This is a genomic window from Vibrio sp. SG41-7 (genome assembly GCF_014164465.1).
GTDB lineage: Bacteria > Pseudomonadota > Gammaproteobacteria > Enterobacterales > Vibrionaceae > Vibrio > Vibrio splendidus.
This window is the reverse complement of record NZ_JACJFF010000005.1, coordinates 1-23,827: the sequence shown is the minus strand read 5'-3', so window position 1 is coordinate 23,827 and position 23,827 is coordinate 1. Positions and strand designations below refer to the sequence as shown.

Sequence of the window (23,827 nt, the reverse complement as noted above, 5' to 3'; positions counted from 1 at the left end):
CTCGTTGATAATATGGTTCACAGTTCATTTCTTAGCCGTTCCCGCCTGATTTGATTGATAAAATAGCAAAACATGGAGGCATTTTCCTACAATGCCTCCTTTTTTCAATAATCCTCTTGTGTTCTTGGCGCTCAACCTTTAGATATATACAGTTAAAATATAATTACGTATAACGATCAAAAGGAACCCGTCATGGCACATACACCTCAAGCCAAATATCGTAAAGATTATCAATCACCATCTCACACTATTTCTGAAATTGATCTTACTTTCGATTTGTACGATTCGGCATCCATCATTACCGCTGTTTCTAGTGTTAAGCAGGAGAAAGAAAGCTCGACATTAGTACTTGATGGTGAAGGCTTGAAGTTGGTGTCTGTTTTGGTAGAAGGTACGGAGTGGACGCAATATGAGCAGTCTGAAACTCTACTTACTCTGAATGACCTTCCGAAAGAATTTACGCTAACGATCGTGACTGAAGTCGACCCTGAAGGGAACAGCGCTCTTGAAGGCTTGTACAAATCGGGTGGTGCATTCTGTACTCAATGTGAAGCGGAAGGTTTCCGTCGTATTACTTACTACATGGATCGCCCAGATGTGTTGGCGAAATTCACGACAACGATCATCGCAGACAAAGCCGAAAACCCATTCTTATTAAGTAATGGTAACCGTGTAGATGAAGGCGAAGCTGAAAATGGTCGTCACTGGGTAAAATGGCAAGACCCACATCCAAAACCTGCGTACCTGTTTGCTTTAGTTGCGGGTGACTTCGATGTACTTCGTGACGTGTATACAACGCAGTCAGGTCGTAATGTCGATCTAGAAATCTTTGTCGACAAAGGTAACCTCGACCGCGCAAATCACGCGATGGTTTCTTTGATTAACTCAATGAAGTGGGACGAAGAGCGTTTCAATCTTGAGTATGACTTAGACATCTACATGATCGTGGCCGTTGATTTCTTCAACATGGGCGCGATGGAAAACAAAGGCCTGAACGTATTCAACTCTAAGTTTGTTTTAGCAAATGACCAAACAGCAACTGATACCGATTACCTAGGTATTGAAGCCGTCATTGGCCATGAATATTTCCATAACTGGACTGGTAACCGAGTGACGTGTCGCGATTGGTTCCAGTTAAGCTTGAAAGAAGGTTTAACGGTATTCCGTGACCAAGAGTTCTCTTCTGATCTTGGTTCTCGTGCAGTAAACCGCATCAATAACGTTCGTATTATTCGCGGCCCACAATTCGCTGAAGATGCGAGCCCTATGTCTCATCCAATTCGTCCTGAAAAAGTGATAGAAATGAATAACTTCTACACATTGACAGTATACGAAAAGGGCAGTGAAGTGATCCGAATGATCCACACATTGTTGGGTGAGGAAGGTTTCCAAAAAGGCATGAAGCTGTACTTTGAACGTCACGATGGCACGGCGGCAACATGTGAAGACTTCGTCGCGGCAATGGAAGATGCGTCGGGTGTTGATCTGTCTCAGTTCCGTTTATGGTACAGCCAGTCTGGTACGCCGACGCTTTCTGTTGAAAGCCACTACGATGCAGAGAAAAAAGAGTACACGTTAACGACTCGCCAAGTAACAGCGCCAACTCATGAGCAAACCGAAAAGCAGGCTCTGCATATTCCACTAGATATCGAGCTATACACAGCGTCGGGTGATGTGATTGAGTTACAATGTAACGGTCAGCCAGTTCACAATGTATTAGATGTGAAAGAAGCGGAACAAACGTTTGTGTTTGAAAACGTTTCAGATCAACCGATCCCATCGCTACTTCGTGAATTCTCTGCGCCAGTGAAATTGGAATACGATTATTCAGATGAAGAGCTGATCTTCCTGATGGTGAATGCTCGCAATGAGTTCTCTCGTTGGGATGCGGGTCAAATGCTATTGGCTAAGTACATCCGCAGTAACGTTGAGAAGGTTCAACAAGGTCAAGAGTTTGAGCTTTCAGCTTCTGTTATTGATGCATTCCGTGGCGTACTGCTTAGTGATTCTTTAGAGCCAGCTTTTATTGCAGAGATGCTTTCTCTACCAAGTCATAATGAAGTGTCTGGTTGGTATGAGCGTGTCGATATCGATGCGGTTGCATCTGTATTGAAAGCGATGAAAGTGACGCTAGCGAAAGAGCTCGAAGATGAACTTGCTGCGGTTTACCACAGTCACGCACTAACAGAATACACGATTGACCATGATTCAATTGGTAAGCGAACTCTGCGTAAAGTTTGTCTAAGTTACTTGGCTCATACTGAAAAGGGTAATGACTTGGTTGTCGCTATGTACCAGCAAGCAAACAACATGACAGATACAATGGCAGCAATGGGCGCGGCGAATAGTGCTCAACTCCCATGTCGTGAAACTTTAATGGCGGATTACAGCGATAAGTGGAAACACGATGGTCTTGTCATGGACAAGTGGTTTGCTCTTCAAGGAACGAACCCAAGTTCAAACGCACTTGAAGTGATCAAGGCGTCTATGTCACACCAAGCGTTCAGTTTGAAAAACCCGAACCGCACTCGTAACTTGGTTGGTTCGTTCTTAAACATGAACCCGGTTCAATTCCATGACAAGTCAGGTCAAGGTTATGCGTTTGCTGGCGAGATCCTACGTGAGCTGAACAGCAGCAACCCGCAAGTGGCTTCGCGCTTGATTGACCCGCTGCTTAAGTTCCGTAAGTACGACGATGCCCGCCAAGCTCTGATCAGAAAAGAACTTGAGACGTTAAAGAACATGGACAACCTAGCAAAAGACTTGTTTGAGAAAGTGACGAAAGCACTAGAGGCTTAAGTTCGCGCTCATTAAGGTAACTGTTTGTTAATAAGTGGTTTGCTAATAAGCGGCTTGCTAATAAACTGGTTATTAATAACAAAAGTCATCAGTGGTAGAGAATATCTGCCACTGATTTTTTTGTTTCTGGGTCATCGAATTTTCGATAAGCTAGACAAGTTTTCAAGCTCAGTTGTACAGTCAGACATCGTTAAGTGCCAAAAAACACTGGTGCTGTATATTTACACAGGTATCGTATGAATCGCTATATTTTCCAACTTAACATCTCATATCAGCAGTTTTTGGCCAGCTATTCTGGTGCGGCAAGTAAAGTCCAAGTGATAACGACCACTGGATTACGCCTACAGTTACCTGCAACTCGGTTCAGACCTTTTCTTACACAAATAGGGGTTAGAGGGCAGTTTAGACTGACAACTGACCAAAAAAATAAGTTTATTAAGTTGGAAGCTCTGTAAACCTTGGCGTGCCTAGTGAGTTAAAAGGAATCTTAATCACATAATCAAACATTTCACCTCTTACCACCTCCAAAACAATTAACTATTTCTCAATAATGCTTTTACAATAAATGAATGCATTACCTTTGCTTAACTCGTTAGTAGAAAAGAGCTCAACGGCTCAATTCAAACACCAGCTTAAGTAAGCCCCCTAATAATAAAATATAATTCTAATTGTGGAGTGTGACTATGACCGCACGTGAAACTGTGGTTCCAGTTTTACTTGAAAAAGTGTACAAACTGATTCAAGACAAACTTGACCTTGCTCATCGACCTCTCGTAACTCAACTTGCTCAACACTTGTTTAGTAACGTTTCTCACGACGACCTGACTCAGAGAAACGAATCCGATTTATACGGTGCTGTAGTTAGCTTATGGCATCACATCAATGAAAAGAAAGCCGACGAAATTTCTGTCCGTGTTTTTAACCCGACAGTAAGTCGCCAAGGCTGGCAATCTACTCACACTATCGTTGAGATAGTGGTACCAGATAGCCCATTCCTCGTTGACTCTGTAAAAATGGCATTAACTCGCCTCGACCTCTCTTCTCACCTTATGCTTCACAACCCAACACAAATCTCCCGTTCTGATAAGGGAAGTGTTGTTGGTGTCAGCAACAATGAAGGTGCATTCCAATCGCTTTTCCATATTGAGGTTGACCGTCTTAGCAGCAAAGCTGAAATGACAGCGCTTAAAACAGAGCTGCTGGATATTTTTACCGATACTGGCCTTGTGGTTAATGACTGGCTACAAATGGTAGAAAGACTTGAAGAAGTCACCAATCAAGTTGAACAGCAAAAAGAGACGATTCCAGTCGATGGCCAGCGCTTTGATGAAACTCTGGCTTTCCTTCGTTGGTTAGGCGAGCACAACTTTACGTTTATGGGCTACAAGGAATATGACCTTGTTTCTGTAAATGGCGACACGGAACTACAACCTACCAAGGAGCAAGGCCTTGGTTTGTTCGCAAATTCAGATCGTGTACGCAACGTTAAGCTGTCTGAGTTTTCAGACTCGGCACGCTTAGAAGCGAAAAAACCGTATGTATTGATCGTAACCAAGGGCAACACGGCTTCACGTATTCACCGCCCAGCTTACAATGATTACATCGGTATCAAAAAGTTTGATAAAAACGGCAAGGTCATTGGTGAGCACCGCTTTACGGGTCTTTACACTTCTGCCGTTTATAACCAAACCGTTGAAACCATTCCTCTAGTTCGCGAGAAAGTTGAGCGTATCTTAGATGCAAGTGGTTACCGCAAGGGTTCATACTCTTATAAAGCACTGCACAATATTCTAGAAAACTATCCGCGTGATGAACTGCTTCAAGCTCGAGAAGAAGAGCTACTTGAAGTGGGTACGGGCGTTGTACAAATGCAGGATCGCGATCTTCTGCGTTTGTTCGTTCGCAAAGACCCGTTTGGCCGTTTCTTCAGCTGTATGGTTTACGTAACAAAAGATCGTTACAACACCGAGCTTCGTCGTCAAACCCAGCGCATCTTGAAGCAATACTTTGGCTGCGAAGAAGAAGTTGAATTCACGACGTACTTCTCTGAAAGCCCACTGGCAAGAACGCACTATATTGTTCGTGTTGATAACAACAACATGGATGTGGACGTGAAAACAATTGAGCAAAATTTAATGGAAGTATCGTCTACGTGGGATGACCGCCTGTCTGAATCAATCGTTGCTAACTTCGGTGAGAGCAAAGGTCTTCCGTTATCGAAAGAGTACATGCGTGCATTCCCACGTTCGTACAAAGAAGACATGATGCCTGGTTCTGCTGTTGCGGATATCGAGCGTCTAGAAGCACTAAGTGAAGACAACAAACTGGGCATGCTTTTCTACCGACCTCAAGAAGAGGCGGCAGACTCTAAAGCTGTTCGTTTGAAATTGTTCTACCACAGTGATGAGCCGATTCACTTGTCTGATGTTATGCCAATGCTTGAAAACTTTGGTCTGCGCGTTATTGGTGAATCACCTTATGAAGTGCGCAAGACCAATGGGGTGACTTATTGGATCCTTGATTTCTCGATGCTACACAAGAGTGACAAGACGATTGATCTTCGTGAAGCTCGCGATCTATTCCAACAAGCCTTTGCTGCGATTTGGGCGGGTGAGTTAGACAGCGATGGTTTCAACCGCTTGGTATTGGGTGCAGGTCTTTCTGGCCGTGAAATCTCAATCTTACGTGCGTATGCGCGTTACATGCGCCAAGTTGGTTTCCCATTTAGTCAACAATACATTGAAGACACATTGTCTCATTACCCAGATCTAGCGAAAGGGTTAGTGAGCTTATTCGGCAAGCGTTTTGATCCTAAATTGAAGGGCAGCGCGAAAGGCCAACAAGATCTTATCAAGAAGATCACTGAGCAGTTGGATCATGTAGAGAGCTTGGATGATGATCGTATCATTCGTCGCTACATGGAAATGATCACAGCAACGCTTCGTACTAACTACTATCAGTTAGACGACAACAAACAGTCTAAACCTTGGTTGGCTCTGAAAATGAGACCAAGCGAGATTCCAGATATTCCAGCGCCGGTTCCTGCTTTTGAGATCTTCGTTTACGCACCAGACATTGAAGGTGTGCATCTACGTGGCGGTAAAGTCGCTCGTGGTGGTTTACGTTGGTCAGACCGTCAAGAGGATTTCCGTACTGAGATTCTAGGCCTAGTTAAAGCACAACAAGTTAAGAACACAGTAATTGTACCGGTTGGTGCAAAAGGTGGTTTCGTTTGTAAGCGTCAGCACATGATGTCTGGCCGTGATGAGATCTTCGCTGAAGGTCAACGTTGTTACAAGCGCTTCATCCGTGCGCTACTAGACGTATCAGACAACATCATTGAAGGCGAGGTTATCCCACCTAAGAGTGTTGTTCGTCACGATGAAGATGATCCGTACTTGGTTGTTGCTGCAGATAAAGGAACTGCAACGTTCTCAGATCTAGCAAACTCAGTATCTGATGAATACAATTTCTGGTTAGGCGATGCGTTCGCCTCTGGTGGTTCTAACGGTTACGACCATAAAGCAATGGGTATCACCGCGAAAGGTGGTTGGGAATCTGTTAAACGTCACTTCCGTGAAATGGGCATCAACTGTCAAACAACGGACTTCACCGCTATCGGTGTAGGTGATATGGCGGGCGATGTGTTTGGTAACGGCATGCTGTTGTCTAAGCATATTCGTATGCAAGCTGCGTTTAACCACATGCATATCTTCATCGACCCGAATCCAGAATCAGCATCAAGCTGGGTAGAGCGTGAGCGCTTGTTTAATCTGCCTCGCTCAAGCTGGGAAGATTACAACAAAGACCTTATCTCTCAAGGTGGTGGCATCTTCTCTCGTCGAGCTAAATCTATCCCTTTGACACCTGAAATTCAGAAAATGCTGGGTACCAAGAAAGCATCAATGGCACCGAATGACTTGATCAAAGCGATCTTGTCTATGCAGGTTGATCTTCTTTGGAATGGCGGTATCGGTACATACGTTAAGTCTTCAAACGAGACTCATACTGATGTGGGTGACCGTGCAAATGACGTGCTTCGTATTGATGGCCGTGACCTGAAAGCTAAGGTTGTTGGTGAAGGCGGTAACTTGGGTATGACTCAATTGGGTCGTATTGAATACGCGCTTACGGGTGGCCGCGTTAATACTGACTTCGTTGATAACGTTGGCGGTGTTGACTGCTCAGATAATGAAGTAAACATTAAGATCTTCTTGAATGGTTTGGTGTCTAATGGTGATCTAACCGTTAAGCAACGTAACCAAGTGCTTGAATCGATGGAAGATGAAGTGGGCGAAATCGTATTAGACGACGCATATTGCCAAGCTGAGTCTATTTCGGTTACTGAGCATCAAGGTGTTGGCTTAGTCAAAGAGCAAATCCGCTTTATTCATACAATGGAAAAAGCAGGGTACTTGGATCGTGGTTTGGAATACATCCCAGATGACGAAACACTGCTTGAGCGTGAAAAGCAGGGCCAAGGCCTAACAAGACCAGAGCTTTCTGTACTTGTCGCTTACGGAAAAATGGTGCTTAAAGAAGATCTTGTTAGTGATGATATCGCTAATGATGAATTCCATGCTCAACAGCTTATGCAATACTTCCCAACAGCGTTACGTCGTAACTACTCTCAGCACATGGATAATCATCCACTACGTTCTGAAATCATTGCGACGGCACTGGCTAACCAAATGGTTAACGAGATGGGTTGTAACTTCGTCACTCGTCTGCAAGAAGAGACGGGCGCAAATATCGTTGATATTGCCAATGCTTACGCGGCATCACGTGAAATCTACGGTCTTGGCAAAGTTCTGAAGAGCATCCGTGAACTGGACAATGTTTCAAGTTCTGAAGCTCAATATGAATTGATCTACCATGTTCGCCGTACACTTCGTCGCTTGGCTCGTTGGTTGTTAAGAAACCGTACCGGTAAACAGTCGGTGAAAGCACTGATTGAACTTTACCAAGGTGATGTTCTTACTATCACAGAGAAACTGGATGAAAACCTAGTGGCTTCTGAAGTAGAAGAGCATAACGCAATGGCACAGCTATGGATTGACCAAGGCGTAAACGCTGAGTTAGCCAATTCCGTCGCACGTTTGTCTAGCTTGTACTCAGCACTGGATATATCCACAGTAGCTCGTGAAACAGGTAAAACAGTACAACAAGCGTCTAAGCTTTACTTCAATCTTGGTGATCGCTTGTCTTTGCACTGGTTCTTGAAGCAAATCAATGGCCAAGCAGTAGACAACAACTGGCAAGCACTGGCGCGTGCAGCATTCAGAGAAGATCTGGATTGGCAGCAACGTCAGCTAACTGGCCAAGTGCTTAACTGCGGTTGTGCTTCAGACATCGATGTGATTAAAGCGCTTGATGATTGGATGGAAAGTAATTCTGTGTCTTTACATCGTTGGGAAAGCATCTTGAATGAATTCAAAGTGGGTTCGGTTCATGAGTTTGCTAAGTTCTCAGTAGCACTACGTGAATTGATGCTATTGAATCTGAACTGCATGTCAACAGACTAGCGATTAGATAAAAACGAAAAGAAACAAGGGCAGGCCATTAGGTCTGCCTTTTTCGTTTGGCCGAACAATGTTATTTGGCAGAAAAGTGTTATTTGACAGAACAGTGCTATTTGGCTGAATAGTGAATGACGTGTCCGATTATTTCATTGAGTCACTTATGCTTGGTCAAGTTAGCTTATCCCAGGTCGAGTTAATCTATGCTCGTTACACGAATGATAGTCAAATGGACTATTCGCCGGAGGATACGGTAACGTTTACTTAATAATAAACCTCATTCGTTAGCAAACTCGATTATCTTACCCTTACAGACAGTAATAGATTGAATAGTTGGGTAAATAAGTAAATAATATCGCCCCGTTTACACGGCGCTTTTTTCTATCGGAGGCACAATGCTTTACCGTCTAGCCAGAACTGGCTTTTTCCAACTTGATGCCGAAAAGGCTCATGATCTTGCAATTCAAAATTTCAAACGCTTCACTGGCACACCTATTGATCTTTTGTATCGCCAACAATTACCTCACCGACCTGTAGAGTGCATGGGTCTTACTTTTAAAAACCCAGTTGGCCTTGCTGCCGGCCTAGACAAAAACGGCGAATGTATTGATGCATTTGGCGCAATGGGTTTTGGTTTTGTAGAAGTAGGGACTGTTACTCCTCGTCCACAAGCAGGTAATGACAAACCACGTCTGTTCCGTCTTGTTGAAGCCGAAGGTATTATCAATCGCATGGGCTTTAACAACCTAGGCGTAGATAACCTAATTGAGAATGTTAAGAAGTCTAACTATGACGGCATCTTAGGTATCAATATTGGTAAGAACAAAGACACGCCAATTGAAAAGGGCGCAGAAGATTACATTATCTGTATGGAGAAGGTTTACCAATACGCGGGTTACATTGCGGTAAATATCTCTTCACCAAATACTCCAGGACTTCGTTCGCTACAATACGGTGAAGCACTTGATGATCTGTTGTCTGAGCTAAAAACCAAGCAATCTGAATTAGAAGCGAAGCATGGCAAATATGTCCCGCTTGCTCTTAAGATCGCTCCGGATCTAAGTGATGACGAAATCAGCCAGATTTGTGAATCATTGATCAAAAATAAGATCGACGGTGTGATCGCAACCAACACGACATTGGATCGCAGTATCGTTGAAGGCATGAAGCATTGCGATGAAGCGGGTGGCCTAAGCGGGCGTCCAGTTCAATCTCGCAGTACTGAAGTTGTTCGCAAACTTCACCAAGAGCTGGGTGACCAACTACCGATCATCGGGGTAGGTGGCGTTGACTCTTACGTTGCTGCAAAAGAGAAAATGATGGCGGGCGCGAAGCTTGTACAAGTTTACTCTGGTTTCATCTACAAAGGTCCAGGTCTTGTAGGCGATATCGTCAAAAATCTATAGTTCGTAAAAACGATCTTAGTCCAAAGACTACAATCCGGCATCGTCTTAATAAAAGAGACACTGTAACTCACTGAGTTGTAGAGAAAAGCAATAAGAAAGAGGAATTCATTTCCTCTTTTTTTTTGCCTATCGCACAGTAAAATTACTGTAATTGAAGGTAATTTTGCGTTTTACCTAATGGAATGGTTCAACAGTGTGAGACGAAATGATGCTTAAACCTAGCGATACATGGAGTTGGTATTACGATGAGCAGCAATGTTCATTGATGCTAAACCTCGGAGAGGATATGATTTTTAAAACGAATCTGGTCCGCAATAAGCTGGTGGACTGCGCTTTTAAAGATAATGAATTCACTGTTGATGATGCATCTTCCTACCAAACCTTCAAAGAACAAATTTCTGGCTTAGAACTGTCTGAGCCACGCCAAGCAGAGCTTGCACTTTATTGCGTGGCCGCGAAGCGTTTTCATAAGCCTGTACAGCCTAAAAGCTGGTTCTTCGACTCACAAGGCACTGGCCATGAATATCCTCAAGAAGGGGATATTGTACAAATGAATAACGAGCATAGTCTTGGTTACTTCATTGTATTGGAAGTAGGAGAGTGTGCGAGCTTATGTGCATTTGTAGACTTAGAAGAGTTCCTCTTAACCCCTTCAAAAGGTTTACGCTTTGGAGACTCGATTAAAGTCATGCACGATAGAATGACTGACGCAAATGCCATCCTTCATCAAACGCATATTGCTATGGTGGGTTAACCTCTAATCTCTAATCTAGAGCATCACTAGAGCATTATTTCGACCAACCATCGCTACGAATAAACCAGTAATACCTTCCCCATAATCGGCTTAATAGCCGATTTTTTTGTGCCTAAAAAAGCCTATCTCAATAAATACGACGTAGTTCATTCATTTGAATGACGTTGTTCACTTATTTAATTTGTAAAAAACGTATCTTTTTTAACCTCAATTTAGACCGATTCTCTCATTATCGATAGCGGGTTTCCTCTGTTTATTCCCTGTTTGGGGTCTTTTGTTGCTAAATTTCAACCTAAATTTCAGTATGGTATATACCAATTTAAGGGTGAATATAAATGCACTTAATGATTTAAGCCTATCGATGAGTGTTATTTCTGTAAGATTGAGAGTTGTTGTGTTGTAAGGGAGTGCGGGTAAGCGATCGCTTCATGACTGACCATTTGCTAAGCAGTTAGTAGAAAGATTCAATGAAAAGACGAGTTTAGTGTGATGCTCTAATAGCAAATTCAGGTATAATCGAGCTCATTTTTATCAATAAAAGAACACTATGAATCAATATCTAGCGGTTACCTCAAATGGCCTTGAGAATTTATTAGTTGAAGAACTAACCCAACTAGGGATTACAAACGCAAAACCTGTTCAAGCAGGTGTTAAATTCAAAGCCACCAATGAGCAAATTTATCGTTGTTGTTTGTGGAGCCGTTTGGCTTCTCGATTTGTACGTGTCCTTTCAGAATTCACTTGTATGGATGACATGGATCTTTACCTATCGACCACTGCGGTTAACTGGGTAAATCAATTCCATAGCACTAAGCGTTTCGTTGTTGACTTCAATGGCACGAACAACGAAATCCGTAATAGCCAATACGGTGCGATGAAAGTAAAAGATGCCGTTGTAGATTGCTTCGAGAAGAAGTCTTTACCGCGCCCATCTATTAGCAAAGAAAATCCAGATATTCGTATTCACGTTCGTCTGCATCGTGACAAAGCGATTCTTGGTGTGGATATGGTAGGCAGTGGCCTTCATCAACGTGGCTACCGTCCAGAATCAGGTCGCGCACCACTGCGTGAAACTCTTGCTGCAGCGATTCTTCTTCGTAGTGGTTGGGATGCAACGAAACCTTTCCTAGACCCTATGTGTGGTTCAGGTACGTTAGTGATTGAAGCGGCGATGATGGCTGCAAACATGGCACCTGGTGTGAAACGTCAGAAATGGTGTTTTGAATCATTAGAAGATTTCGAACCAGAGCTTTGGGCTGAAGTGAAAGCAGAAGCGAACGTTCAAGGCCGTCGTGGCGTTAAGAAAGTAGAATGTAAGTTCTTCGGTTATGACAACGACGAACGCATGATCAAAACGGCGCGTGACAATGCACGTCGTGCTGGCGTTGAAGAGTTGATTGAATTCGAAGTAGGTGACGCAGCAAAGCTTAAACGCCCTGCAGAGTTCAATGATGGTGTGATTGTGTCAAACCCTCCTTATGGTGAGCGTTTAGGTACAGAGCCGGGCTTGATTGCACTGTACACAGCATTTGGTGCTCAACTGAAGGCTGAGTTTGGCGGCTGCAACGCGTCTATCTTCTCAAGTTCTGATGAATTACTTAGCTGCTTGCGTATGCGTGCAGACAAACAGTTCAAACTGAATAACGGTGCGTTACCGTGTCACCAGAAAAACTACTCAATTTCAGACCGTCCTATGTCTGAGCGTCCAACTGGCGAGCAAGAACAGTTGATTGCTCCTGATTTCGCGAACCGTCTTAAAAAGAACATCGGCAAAATCGGTAAGTGGGCTAAGAAAGAGCAACTAGATTGTTACCGTATCTACGATGCTGACTTACCAGAATACAATGTAGCGATTGACGTGTATCCGGGTCACCTTGTGATTCAAGAATACGCAGCGCCTAAAGATGTGCCGGAAGACAAAGCTAAGCGTCGTTTAACCGATATCATCCGAGCTTCGATTCAAGTGACTGGCGTTGAAGCAAACAACGTCGTGCTTAAGGTTCGTCAGAAGCAGAAGGGTCGTTCTCAATATCAGAAGATGGCTCAAGACTCTTCTAACCTAGAAGTAAACGAATACGGCGTTAAGCTGATTGTTAACCTTCATGACTACTTAGATACAGGCTTGTTCTTGGATCATAAGATTACTCGTCGTCGTATTGGTGAGATGGCTGGTGGTAAAGACTTCTTGAACCTGTTTGCTTACACAGGCAGCGCTTCTGTTCATGCTGCAGTAGGTGGCGCTCGCTCTACAACGACTGTTGATATGTCGAACACGTATCTTGAGTGGGCAAAAGAGAACATGGAACTGAACGGCCGTGTTGGTCGTCAACATCAATTTGTTCAAGCTGACTGCTTACAATGGTTGGCGAAAGAGCAAGGATCTTACGATTTGATCTTTATTGATCCACCAACATTCTCAAACTCTAAGCGTATGGATCAATCTTTTGATGTTCAACGTGACCACATCCAGTTGATGGAAGATTTAAAGCGTCTTCTAAGAGAAGAAGGCACGATTGTGTTCTCTAACAACAAGCGTCATTTCAAGATGGATATGGAAGGACTGGAAGAGTTGGGTCTTAAAGCTCAGAATATCTCGTCTAAGACGTTGCCTCTGGATTTCTCTCGCAACAAGCACATTCATAACTGCTGGTTGATTACTCATCAGTAATTAAGAGATTGTATAAGGATATATAGTGCTGACTCTCTACAGTACAGAAGGGTGCCATCTATGTGAGATGGCATTCAAACTCACGGAACAGCTGAATATAAGTCATCAGATCAATGTGGTGGATATCGCATTGGATGATGAGCTCTTCTCCCGTTACGGGGTCACTATTCCGGTACTCAAATTTGAAAGCTCTGACTTGTCTAAACACTCAGAGCTTAACTGGCCTTTTGGCTTGTTAGAACTTAACGATTGGTTAAAGAAGAATGGCATTACTTACAATTCATAATGGGCAATTAGCGTTTGGCGATCACCCATTATTAGATGGTGCGGATTTCGCACTGCAAGAAAACGAACGTGTGTGTTTGGTTGGCCGTAATGGTGCAGGTAAATCAACGTTGATGAAAATTTTATCTGGCAACATCATCATGGATGACGGCAAGATGCAGATCACACAAGATGTGGTTGTATCTCGTCTAGAGCAAGATCCACCGCGTAATGAGCAAGGTTCTGTTTACGAATACGTCTCGGGTGGTTTAGCTGAGGTAGGTGAGTTGCTTAAGGAATACCACAACTTACTTGATGTGATTGCAGAAGATCCTAGCGAAAAGAATTTGAACCGTCTTACTCGTGTTCAAGAAAAATTGGATCATGCAAATGCTTGGCGTTTTGAAGATCGCGTAAGTAATGTTCTTGCTGCACTTAAACTCACAGCAAATACTAAACTGACGGAACTGTCAGGTGGTTGGCAACGTAAAGCCGCACTTGCACGTGCGCTTGTATGTGACCCTGACGTATTACTGCTTGATGAGCCTACCAACCACTTGGACGTAGCTACGATCGAATGGTTAGAAGCTTTCTTAAAAGATTTCCGTGGTTCAATCATCTTTATCTCGCATGACCGTGCTTTCATCAAATCAATGGCAACACGCATTGTCGACCTTGACCGTGGCAAGCTAAGTTCTTTTCCTGGTGACTACGACAACTACTTGCTAGAGAAAGAAGAAGCGCTACGTGTTGAAGAGATGCAAAACGCAGAATTTGACAAAAAGCTAGCGCAAGAAGAAGTTTGGATTCGTCAAGGCATCAAAGCGCGTCGTACGCGTAATGAAGGCCGTGTTCGTGCTCTTAAAAAGCTTCGTGAAGAGCGTCAAGATCGTCGTGAAGTACAAGGTAAAGCGAATATCCAAATCGATACGTCTGCACGTTCAGGTAAAATCGTATTTGAAGCAGAGAACCTTAACTTTGCATTTGAAGGTAAAGAGATCGTTACAGACTTTAGCTTCAACATCATGCGCGGTGATCGCATCGCACTTATCGGGCCAAATGGCTGTGGTAAGAGCACGGTGCTTAAACTGCTTCTTGATCAACTTAAACCTGATTCAGGTCGTTTGCATTGTGGTACTAAGCTGGAAGTGGCTTACTTCGACCAATACCGTGAAATTCTAGACCCTGAGAAGTCGGTGATTGATAACCTGGCTGACGGTAAGCAAGAAGTAACAGTAGGCGGACGTGAGCGTCATGCACTGAGCTACTTACAAGATTTCTTGTTCTCTCCTAAACGTGCTCGTACCCCTGTTAAAGCACTATCTGGTGGCGAGAAAAACCGATTGTTATTGGCTCGTATTTTCCTTAAATCGAATAACTTGTTGATTCTCGATGAGCCTACCAATGATTTAGATATCGAAACATTGGAACTTTTAGAAGATTTGCTTGCCAACTATGAGGGTACGTTGCTTCTCGTGAGCCACGATCGTCAGTTCGTTGATAATACGGTAATGACGAGTTGGATATTTGAAGGTAACGGTGTAGTTGAAGAGTTTGTTGGTGGTTACCATGATGCTCAGAAGCAAAGAGCACAAGCACTTGAGTATCGTCAGGTTGAAAAGCCAGCAAAGACTGAAAAAGTTGTTGAGGAAACTCCCAAAACTGCTCCAGTTAAAGCTAAACCTAAGAAGTTATCGTATAAGCTACAACGAGAACTAGAAGCGCTACCAATGCGTTTAGAAGAATTGGAAACTCAAATTGAAACTCTTCAGGAAGAAGTCAACGATCCAAGCTTCTTTTCAAAATCTGTAGAGCAGACACAACCAGTATTAGATAAGCTATCTGCAGCAGAGCAGGAGCTTGAAGTTGCTTTTGAGCGCTGGGAAGAGCTCGAGGCACTACAACAGGAAAGTTAAGAAGTAATAATGACTTGTACTAAATTTAAATTAACAACAGTTGCAGCCCTAGTTTTGGCTGCAACTAATGCGAATGCTGCGCTTTATGATATTGTTGAGGTTGAGGTACCAACTTCAATAGTACTCGGTGATGTCCAAAACTCTTTTGGTGTTGCTATACAACCGGGTTCGGCGAACGATGGAACCAATGATTTATTGTTAGGTTGCTTTGACTCAACGGCCACAAATTGCTCAAATGCTCCTAACGAAGATCCAGCAGATAATAAATTTTTAGCTGCTGTAGAAGTTAGACTTGCCCAAGAAGGTTTTGGTGACAATAAAAAACTATTTGAGGAAGGCGTGAGCTACCGTGAAGAAGTTCCATTCGCGATGGATGCAGCATTTCAATACATTCAGGAATTCAAAGATTTTGAAAACTATTGTGATCGTGAATTAAAGTACAACACTTGCAATTCTTGGGCTGGCGAGCGTTGGAATACATGGAGCAGAGAAATAAATGACTTAAGTTATGTTAGTGCGCAAGCATTTGTTCAAGGCGGAGCATCTATAAGTCAATACAACGTTGTTATTAATTCTCTGAATAAAATTGGTTCTCCATTGGGTATCCAATCGAACGGTAGTGATATTCGTCATAATGCCGTTGCAACAGTTCCTCTGTCTGCTTCTTCTGAATCTCGAGCTTGGGGTGCACTCACTGTTGATAATGGTGGTACTGACATCATTTACAACTTTGGTAGTATTTCAGTCAAAGGACCAGCGACAGGTACTTCAAACACTACATTTAGTTCTAAAGCTGCGATTTGGAAAGTTGGTGAAGTTCACCAATTTACATGGACACAAGGTGATATTCCTCAAACCGGAGATTATTTTGCTCAGGGAAGCATGCGTGGTCTGGTGGAGAGTTCAGGAAACCTGTATGGCGTTGGTTTCGATACAGTAAATGGAAGTGGTGATCTACAAGACATGAACGCAAGCGTTTTTGTGAGTGACTCATTGGATATTTCTGGTGCTACTTGGACGACTAAAGTAATCAGTGGTACTGAGGTTAATTCTGGGTCTTCTAATAATGACGCTAGATACAGTAACTCTGTAGCGACCGATATTAACGATAACTTGTTTGCTGTCGGTTATTCTAAACGCAACGGTTATGTACCAGAGAGTGGTAGCGCAGGTAACAAGATTTTCGTTGTAACTGATGCATCAGCATCTACTCCTACTGCAACATACTTGTCTGGTGGCATATTCTTTGGTGGTTCGAGCGGTGAAGCTAAAGCAGTTAACAACTTCAATGAGTTTGTTGGCCAGATTGACGCTGAGACGACTCGTGAAGTAAATGGTAGTGAGCGTAGACACCGTGGCTTTATTTATCCTTATAATGTTGCTTCATCGAAAGATGAGCGTCGTGTAGACATCTTCAACGGCCAAGCTTGGTGGTTAGATGACCTAACAAATGATGGCAACGCTTCTGGAGAAAACAACAAGTTCCGAATTATTGATGCTTCTGATATCAATGATGCAGGTGTGATCTCAGCAACAGCTATCAAGTGTACCGTTGGTGGAACAACACAACCATACGATACAACGTCACATAACTCATATTGTGGTGGAGCGTCATCTAACGCAGTCGAAGAAGTTGTCGCGGTTAAGTTGGTTCCTATTAGCGGTGCTATTAAAGAAGATATCCAGACTCGTAGCACAGATACAGTAAAAGTTGACCGCCAAGGTGCAGGGTTAGGTTGGTTAGGTTTGACTGTGCTTGGCCTGTTAGGGTTCCGTAGAAAATTTAAATAATTTTATCTCTTGAGCCCGAGTTCACAATTCTGAACTCGGGCTTTTTTTCGCCTTGAGAAAAGTGCAAAAGTGGTCGACTCTTAAAGTTGGAGTCAACAAAACTCCACGAAGTTGTAATCATTGTATGTTAGTAAACGAACACCCGTATGAGGACTGTACTATGAAGAGACAAAAGCGTGATCGCCTAGAACGAGCACAATCTCAAGGTTACAAAGCTGGTTTAAACGGCAGGTCACAAGAAGCTTGCCCATACAGTCAAATGGATTCTAAATCGTATTGGTTAGGTGGTTGGCGTGATGCCAAAGATGATAAGCATTCAGGTCTCTATAAGTAGATAGGGCGAACATATTCAAAGGTCAAGGCTCCATGTTGTATAACAGCTGGAGCCTTGTTAGTTTCTGAGAACCATACAAGGCCTTATAAACCGAAAACTGGCTGATTAGAAAGTGATTTAAGGTTGTTTCGCTGGTGGACATATAATTGATGAGAGTTATTTTGTCACATCTTGGTGCACTATAACTAAATTTGTTGGGATGAAAATAAAGCAACCATTGGCTGCTTTATTATAAATCTAACGATTAGACTAGAATGCTGATGTGTCTTGGAAAAGACCAACTTTCAAATCTTTAGCAACATAGATCTCTTTACCATCAACAAGAACGCGACCGTCTGCAAGGCCCATTACTAGGCGACGGTTAACAACACGCTTCATGTGAATTTCGTAAGTTACTTTTTTAGCCGTAGGTAAGATTTGGCCAGTGAATTTAACTTCACCAACACCTAGAGCACGGCCTTTGCCTTTGCCGCCAACCCAACCAAGGTAGAAGCCAACAAGCTGCCACATCGCATCAAGGCCTAGACAACCAGGCATTACTGGGTCGCCAGGGAAGTGACAGTCGAAGAACCATAGGTCAGGAGTAATATCCAGTTCAGCAAGAATCAAACCTTTACCGAAATCACCTTCAGTCTCAGACATTTTAGTGATGCGATCCATCATCAACATGTTCGGTGCTGGTAGTTGAGGACCTTCTGGCCATAGTTCGCCTTGGCTTGATGCTAGAAGATCTTCGCGAGTGTAAGAATCACGTTTGTTTTGCATTATCAATTACTCCGATTTTTGATAGGTGCATATTAGTGAACAGGTGTACGCTAAACAAGTCCGATCAGTACTAGACAAACCAGTTTTTAATGCGTCCAACGATTCCAATAGGGTGCTCATGTCTTTCAAAGTTTTCAATACGTTCCGCGATTTTACTCAGAACGCTTTCTTATTCTTCGTCCCTAAATGGTGCGTTCATAATAAGAGGAATCGCTTCATCTACATTAGACACAGACCAGATATGAAACTCTTTGTTTTTGATGCTTTCAATTAGGTCTGGCTTCAGAGCAAGGTGTCTTAAGTTAGATCTTGGAAGGATCACACCTTGTTCGCCAGTTAGCCCGTTGTGTTTACACACATGGTAGAAGCCTTCGATTTTCTCGTTTAGCCCACCAACGGCTTGTACACGGCCGAATTGGTCGACAGCACCGGTTACCGCTATTTGTTGATTGATAGGGTATTCCGACAAAGCACTTACCAGAGAGCAAAGCTCAGCAAGGGAAGCGCTATCGCCATCAACTTCGCAGTATGATTGCTCAAACACGACAGAAGCAGCATATGGCAACGGGTCTTCTAAGTTTAGCGAGCTACTTAAAAATGCTTGCATGATCATCATGCCTTTCGCATGAAGATTACCACCAAGTTCGGCTTTGCGCTCAACATCTGCAATATCACCATCACCAAAGTGAATAACACATGAAATTCGTGCAGGTTCACCATACGATATTGGGTGCCCCGGTACATCGATAACAGTCAGGCCATTAACTTGGCCTACTTGTTCACCTTCAGTTTCGATTATGACTTGGCCATCTCGAATATCATCGAGAGCACGTTCAGGAAGGTAAGACTCGCGGTTGTATTTGTGTTGTTGAGCTTGCTGAATATGGTGAATATCAATGTCACCATTGTCCGCTTCAACCAAAGCTTCGCTCAATAGCGCATTGTGCCAAATAGGGCATAAAGGGATATAGCTCTGATCTTCAGTCTCACGCGCGCCAGCGGTAAGAATCCCAATTAGTGCCTGTTGCGTAATGTATGGGAGGTTATAACGTTGCTGAAGCCATCTTAGATACCCAAGATATTGGGTCAAAGTATCGTGTGAAAGCTTAATATCTTGTTCTATTTCACTGAATAGACAAAACCCTGTTTGAATATCGCCATCTAGATAATCCAGATCACCAAGTTGAGCGCGGTCTCCGACAACAATCAACTTAATGTTGTATGTCAGTGCAGCGATAGGCGTCTGATTTAGATGCTCTGGAAAACTGCTAATTGGTTCGACTGCTTCACCGAGAAGTGCGGATTTCAATAACAACCAACTTCCTGGATTTGCAAGGATCAGATTCGCTGAGACAACGAGGTAACCATTGTTCGCTCTAGAAAGTAGACCTGGCTTGGTCGCTACAATTTCACCATTTTTAGACTGAACTTGGTCAAATAAAGTGGCTGCATTTAAAGATTCGGTTTTTATAACAGGCTGAGCATCGTCTTTTAATTCTGTCGTCAAAGATTCAACGATAAGTTGACGATAGATTGAGTTGTCAGGCGCATTAACAAGTAGAACTCGTGAAAGATTGGATAGGCGTACAAAACGGGTTAGCGCATCTCTAAATCTATGTTGAATATCTGAGAATGTGAAAGGAGAGATGTCAGGGAATTGCTCTAGTTGAGCGCTATATTTATCGTACTGAGGCGTTACATGTCGCCAATCTACTTGAGTCATTTAAATGTCTGATAATGATAATAAGGTAGGGAGTATATAGAAAAACCGAGGACTCATATAGGTCTATGTTGTAGTTACTAAACACTAAGCTAATATAAGTATGATCTTGGTCTATTCTTTCAAGACAATAATTGTTAAGTGACCTATTATGGGTTACGCTGTCACTAGGTTAACTCTCGAGATTAGACATGAAATATCAGCAGCTTGAAAATTTAGAATGTGGTTGGAAATGGAACTACTTGGTAAAAAAATGGAAAGAAGGTGATTCGATCACTTGCCATATAGATTCAAGTGAAGCTGATGTAGCCGTTAAAGCTTTGTTGGAGCTAGAACACCAACCTACAGGGGTTCTTGAGTGGATCTCAAATAACATGTCGCCTGAACTTGATAACAAACTCAAGCAAGCGATCAGAGCCAAACGTAAGCGCCATTTCAACGCTGAGCAAGTTCATACTAAAAAGAAGTCTATCGATCTTGATTATCGAGTCTGGGAGAAGTTATCTCAACGAGCAAACGAACTCGGTTGTACGTTATCTGATGCGATAGAGTATTTGGTTAGCGAAGCGTCTCGAAGTGAGCAGGCCAGCAAGACAGTTACTAGCCTTAAAGAAGATTTGAGTAAGCTCCTTTCTGACGATAAATAACCGTCAACAGTAGTGGTGACATTATGATGTATGTAATCTTAATTGGTGCAGCGTTGGTTTTTTGGTTAGTCGCAGTTGATCGGCCGGTATTGAAAATCAAATTTAGTGACGGGGCGATCGAACAAGTTAAAGGTCATCTTCCACCGAGCTTTAAGCACAACCTTCAAGAAATTGGCCACAATAATTCCTTCAAGGGTGAGTTGAAAGTGTATGCGAAGCGCTCTGGTTACAATCTCAAATTTACTAAAGATGTACCTAAAAGCGTTCAACAACGTATTCGTAACGTATTTCCGCATAATGGATTTAAATCCAAAGGTTCAAAGAAAGCGTAATTGTCGAGAATTACGAGTTATCTGGTAAAACGTCATACTTAGTTAATTCTTCATCCCCCTAAACTGTAAGCATACTGTTCTCCCCCCCAATAAAGAGAGAGCAGTATGAGATATCTAATATTCTTGTCGTGTTTTTTATCCCCATTCGTTTTTGCCGACGATGCATTGGTTAACCCCGTAGCCAAAAAAATCAAAGCCACAGTGCTGAAAGGGCTCAACAAGAGTACTATTGATTTTGATGGTTATTGCGACCTGATGATAGAAATGAAGCACTCTAAAGGTTTTGCCAGAATTAAAAAGGTTAGGGCATCTGGCGATAGCAAAGCATGCAAACAAGCTAAAAAGCACTTACCGAGGAAGAAAAAGTTCAAATACAGCTTTCCTGAAAAGTACATCCGCCTCCATATCTCAGAATAATCCGACATCATGCACTATAACTAAATAACCTTAATTTATTGAAACAATTACGTGAACCAATCTCTAATTTCTATTAATATTAGTTTTATTATAAAGGCAGAGTATGCCGGTAAAAGAGCATTTAGGGCAAAGGAAAGTCACGGTTGTTGTTAGCACATAAAAATTACACCCCTGAAGTGATTGAGATATCTAGAAAAGTCTCAATCAATGTTGAGGCTCGCTTTAATCGGTGGCTGATCTCACCGGAATATAAACTCGAGCAATCTACGGTAGATACATTACTGAGTTTGGAAAATAGATACTGTGATAGCGTTATATTTGATGAATCTGACCGCATATCTCGCAATCAACGTATTCTATTGCGTTGTGAACAAGATAGAGTTAACGCTCATCGTGAGAAAGTCGTCGCGAAGCAACAAACATTGCGCTACGTGGTCGAAGATGTCAGTAATGCCGCCACTGCGCTTATGCTTGAGAAGCTTCAAGGGACCTTAATAAGCACATTGTTTTCAGAGCTACCAGACTACAACCAGTTTGCTAGTGTTGCGTATACGCCATCCTTAAACTTTTCTAAGATCCATCAGGTTTTAGATACGAGCAAATTGTTGAGTTCAAATTTAATAGAGTTTGTTTCCAATCCGGAGTTTTCTGAGAAATACGGCAGAAAGTCTAAGGTGATTCTCGACCCTAAGGTTGCAGCACAGCAGATAGGTATCGACAACTGTCGTTTATTGTTTCCATTACTAATGAGCCAGAAACTAATTAAATGGAACGACGCTAACATCAAACACATTACTCCTAAGGTTTGGCAACATTTAGTCGTAACTTCTAACGCGACTCGAATTCGACTTCAAGACACGTCGATAAAGGATCCTAACGTCGGTATTCTACTGGGTGTTTTGAGAGTTCTGCCTTTGTTTTTGATTTGTAACCATTTTTCTTCAATATTTGAAGATGCATTGGTAAAAACGATGCTTGGCTATCGTGAAGCAAGTGACAAGTATGATGAGTATTATGCTTGTACTGAAATCCTCCCAAACACACAGTTTCTCGAGACCATGGTAGATCAATTGGATCTTAAGCTACTCAAAAATTTTGTTGAGTTTATAGATTGGAGCCCGGGTAACCAATTTATAAAGGAGGCGCTTCTAGAGGAAGTGAATGATACCCCCGTACTTGAGCGAACAGTTTATGGTGCAGCTCTTGCTCAGGGAAGAAAGTTTTCTATTTTTGAAGCGTTAGATAACAGCGAATTGTTTAACGTTAAGCATCGCCCTTATTGGTTTTCCACAGTTCAAATGTCTATAACGACAATTGAACAAATGCAGAGTAGAGTGCCTGGAAAACTGACAACGAACATGTAAATAAGAGAAGGGAGCCACATTAAATGCGGCTCCCTTTTCTTACACTGTAACTTTTGATGGTTACTGTTATTTTTAATAAGAATCAGTAGGTTATAATATTTTAACTGACCACTTCGAATGTAAACGACTCTTGTTTGGCTGTTGCGTGTTTAACGGGAATACCAAGGCGTTGGCAAGTCATCAGAACTTTAAGTTTCCTGTCGGCAGGAGCGTGTTCAGAGAGGATCACAGAACTTAGACATTCTCTATTAAGATACAGCTTATTGCCGAGCATCTCCTCATTAGGTAACACCCAGCGATATTCCTTTTCGTAACGCCAATTAGAATGCTTGATCTTAAATATTTCTGCTTCCAATTCAGATGTTTGGAATTCATTCAACGATTCTAAGTGGAACATGTTTGGGTCGTCTTCATACTGGACTTCAAAGCAATTGAGCTTGGCCTCACCATTATAACAATTGAGATCATACTCGATGCACATGCCTTTAAAGTTGTCGCCATACTGAGACCATAGTATTGGGTGGTCACTTGACTGAGAAAAACACACAACCTTGAAATCGTTCTGAAGTTCTTTGTCGAGCAGATGGTTAGACTCAAATGGGTTATTAAAGGTCTTAGCGTAATCAAACCATAACGAACATTCGGCAATAGATTGTATGTTTCTGTCGTGGAGCGATCTGAACTTATAAAGTTTAGGCAACATATCAAACACCTAGTTTACAACATTGCTTGATGTTAACACTTTAATTCATAACTCATACCCGAATGCATAGCATTTGATTGCTCAATCACCAAATTTATTGGCACAACTGTTTGATAGATCAAAATTTAAACACGAAATAGTGACCGGTTTAAGTGGTTTGTTTTGTAGTTGAGCAATAGCGAACTAAAGTAGGTTAGTTGTAAATAAGATACAACGTAACTTTTTGTTTAGACTAAATAGCTTGTGAGAATCGTAAGGTTAATTTAATAAAGGAAGTGTTCTAGTTGACTCTTGTGCGTTTCCTGCCAACTGAAAATATCGTCGAGTTCTTGCTTGGACTCTCGAACCGGACGATGCATGTCTTTTGGGTATTGAGCGGGCTTAGCAAAGCGATGGTTAAAATCGGCGATGAAGTAGGGAAGCCAGGC

Annotated in this window: 16 protein-coding genes and 1 pseudogene; 14 read left to right on the top strand and 3 right to left on the bottom strand. The window is 42.5% G+C overall.

The window, feature by feature from the left end:
* Positions 1-192 precede the first annotated feature (192 nt).
* The 10 genes from pepN (at position 193) to rmf (ending at position 17,451) form a co-directional block, all read left to right on the top strand.
* Positions 193-2,799 (top strand): aminopeptidase N, encoded by a 2,607-nt coding sequence (gene pepN, locus H5300_RS02180; RefSeq protein WP_182795320.1) that lies wholly within the window; start codon positions 193-195, stop codon positions 2,797-2,799.
* A gap of 236 nt (positions 2,800-3,035) precedes the next feature.
* Positions 3,036-3,254, top strand: coding sequence for a DUF2835 domain-containing protein (locus H5300_RS02175; protein ID WP_004733645.1), 219 nt, complete (start codon positions 3,036-3,038; stop codon positions 3,252-3,254).
* Between the two features lie 228 nt (positions 3,255-3,482).
* The gene (locus tag H5300_RS02170) at positions 3,483-8,324 is read left to right on the top strand and encodes an NAD-glutamate dehydrogenase (protein WP_076646455.1); all 4,842 of its coding nucleotides are present in this window, start codon (positions 3,483-3,485) and stop codon (positions 8,322-8,324) included.
* Between the two features lie 389 nt (positions 8,325-8,713).
* The gene (gene pyrD / locus H5300_RS02165; RefSeq protein ID WP_061024219.1) at positions 8,714-9,724 is read left to right on the top strand and encodes a quinone-dependent dihydroorotate dehydrogenase; all 1,011 of its coding nucleotides are present in this window, start codon (positions 8,714-8,716) and stop codon (positions 9,722-9,724) included.
* 205 nt (positions 9,725-9,929) lie between these two features.
* Positions 9,930-10,478, top strand: a complete 549-nt coding sequence (locus H5300_RS02160) for a cell division protein ZapC (protein ID WP_102561920.1) — start codon at positions 9,930-9,932, stop codon at positions 10,476-10,478.
* 547 nt (positions 10,479-11,025) lie between these two features.
* On the top strand, positions 11,026-13,146 hold the full coding sequence (gene rlmKL / locus H5300_RS02155; protein ID WP_102538167.1) for a bifunctional 23S rRNA (guanine(2069)-N(7))-methyltransferase RlmK/23S rRNA (guanine(2445)-N(2))-methyltransferase RlmL: 2,121 nt from the start codon (positions 11,026-11,028) through the stop codon (positions 13,144-13,146).
* Between the two features lie 25 nt (positions 13,147-13,171).
* Positions 13,172-13,432, top strand: a complete 261-nt coding sequence (locus H5300_RS02150) for a glutaredoxin family protein (protein ID WP_017077217.1) — start codon at positions 13,172-13,174, stop codon at positions 13,430-13,432.
* On the top strand, positions 13,410-15,326 hold the full coding sequence (locus tag H5300_RS02145) for an ABC transporter ATP-binding protein (RefSeq protein WP_017082212.1): 1,917 nt from the start codon (positions 13,410-13,412) through the stop codon (positions 15,324-15,326). Before H5300_RS02150 ends, H5300_RS02145 begins: the two co-directional genes overlap by 23 nt.
* Before the next feature lie 9 nt (positions 15,327-15,335).
* Entirely contained in the window at positions 15,336-17,117 is a 1,782-nt protein-coding gene (locus H5300_RS02140) for a DUF3466 family protein (RefSeq protein WP_065682441.1), read from the top strand.
* 160 nt (positions 17,118-17,277) lie between these two features.
* A complete protein-coding gene (gene rmf / locus H5300_RS02135) occupies positions 17,278-17,451 on the top strand; it encodes a ribosome modulation factor (RefSeq protein WP_017074275.1) in 174 nt (57 codons plus the stop codon).
* A 249-nt stretch (positions 17,452-17,700) separates the two neighbouring features.
* Here rmf and fabA read toward each other — a convergent pair whose 3' ends face one another.
* Together fabA and H5300_RS02125 are read right to left on the bottom strand one after the other, a co-directional pair.
* Entirely contained in the window at positions 17,701-18,216 is a 516-nt protein-coding gene (gene fabA / locus H5300_RS02130) for a bifunctional 3-hydroxydecanoyl-ACP dehydratase/trans-2-decenoyl-ACP isomerase (protein WP_010440782.1), read from the bottom strand.
* A 70-nt stretch (positions 18,217-18,286) separates the two neighbouring features.
* Positions 18,287-19,939, bottom strand: a pseudogene (locus H5300_RS02125) (AAA family ATPase).
* A 188-nt stretch (positions 19,940-20,127) separates the two neighbouring features.
* Between H5300_RS02125 and matP the strand changes: the two are divergent.
* From matP to H5300_RS02105, 4 genes are all read left to right on the top strand, one after another.
* The gene (gene matP / locus H5300_RS02120; RefSeq protein ID WP_004733655.1) at positions 20,128-20,583 is read left to right on the top strand and encodes a macrodomain Ter protein MatP; all 456 of its coding nucleotides are present in this window, start codon (positions 20,128-20,130) and stop codon (positions 20,581-20,583) included.
* A gap of 23 nt (positions 20,584-20,606) precedes the next feature.
* Positions 20,607-20,915, top strand: a complete 309-nt coding sequence (locus H5300_RS02115) for a DUF3634 family protein (protein WP_017082208.1) — start codon at positions 20,607-20,609, stop codon at positions 20,913-20,915.
* 105 nt (positions 20,916-21,020) lie between these two features.
* Complete coding sequence (locus tag H5300_RS02110; protein WP_017086275.1) at positions 21,021-21,332, top strand: hypothetical protein; 312 nt, start codon at positions 21,021-21,023, stop codon at positions 21,330-21,332.
* Between the two features lie 143 nt (positions 21,333-21,475).
* Positions 21,476-22,696, top strand: coding sequence for a hypothetical protein (locus tag H5300_RS02105; RefSeq protein WP_182795319.1), 1,221 nt, complete (start codon positions 21,476-21,478; stop codon positions 22,694-22,696).
* Positions 22,697-22,796: 100 nt separating this feature from the next.
* Here H5300_RS02105 and H5300_RS02100 read toward each other — a convergent pair whose 3' ends face one another.
* Entirely contained in the window at positions 22,797-23,399 is a 603-nt protein-coding gene (locus tag H5300_RS02100; protein ID WP_004733659.1) for a DUF2971 domain-containing protein, read from the bottom strand.
* Positions 23,400-23,827 lie beyond the last annotated feature (428 nt).

What these genes read in the sequence shown, in the direction of transcription:
- H5300_RS02115 (WP_017082208.1), top strand. Translation starts at nt 20,607, where the DNA reads ATGATGTATGTAATCTTAATTGGTGCAGCGTTGGTTTTTTGGTTAGTC.
- H5300_RS02175 (WP_004733645.1), top strand. Translation starts at nt 3,036, where the DNA reads ATGAATCGCTATATTTTCCAACTTAACATCTCATATCAGCAGTTTTTG.
- fabA (WP_010440782.1), bottom strand. Translation starts at nt 18,216, where the DNA reads ATGCAAAACAAACGTGATTCTTACACTCGCGAAGATCTTCTAGCATCA.
- pepN (WP_182795320.1), top strand. Translation starts at nt 193, where the DNA reads ATGGCACATACACCTCAAGCCAAATATCGTAAAGATTATCAATCACCA.
- H5300_RS02160 (WP_102561920.1), top strand. Translation starts at nt 9,930, where the DNA reads ATGATGCTTAAACCTAGCGATACATGGAGTTGGTATTACGATGAGCAG.
- H5300_RS02170 (WP_076646455.1), top strand. Translation starts at nt 3,483, where the DNA reads ATGACCGCACGTGAAACTGTGGTTCCAGTTTTACTTGAAAAAGTGTAC.
- matP (WP_004733655.1), top strand. Translation starts at nt 20,128, where the DNA reads ATGAAATATCAGCAGCTTGAAAATTTAGAATGTGGTTGGAAATGGAAC.
- H5300_RS02100 (WP_004733659.1), bottom strand. Translation starts at nt 23,399, where the DNA reads ATGTTGCCTAAACTTTATAAGTTCAGATCGCTCCACGACAGAAACATA.
- rlmKL (WP_102538167.1), top strand. Translation starts at nt 11,026, where the DNA reads ATGAATCAATATCTAGCGGTTACCTCAAATGGCCTTGAGAATTTATTA.
- rmf (WP_017074275.1), top strand. Translation starts at nt 17,278, where the DNA reads ATGAAGAGACAAAAGCGTGATCGCCTAGAACGAGCACAATCTCAAGGT.
- H5300_RS02140 (WP_065682441.1), top strand. Translation starts at nt 15,336, where the DNA reads ATGACTTGTACTAAATTTAAATTAACAACAGTTGCAGCCCTAGTTTTG.
- pyrD (WP_061024219.1), top strand. Translation starts at nt 8,714, where the DNA reads ATGCTTTACCGTCTAGCCAGAACTGGCTTTTTCCAACTTGATGCCGAA.
- H5300_RS02145 (WP_017082212.1), top strand. Translation starts at nt 13,410, where the DNA reads ATGGCATTACTTACAATTCATAATGGGCAATTAGCGTTTGGCGATCAC.
- H5300_RS02110 (WP_017086275.1), top strand. Translation starts at nt 21,021, where the DNA reads ATGAGATATCTAATATTCTTGTCGTGTTTTTTATCCCCATTCGTTTTT.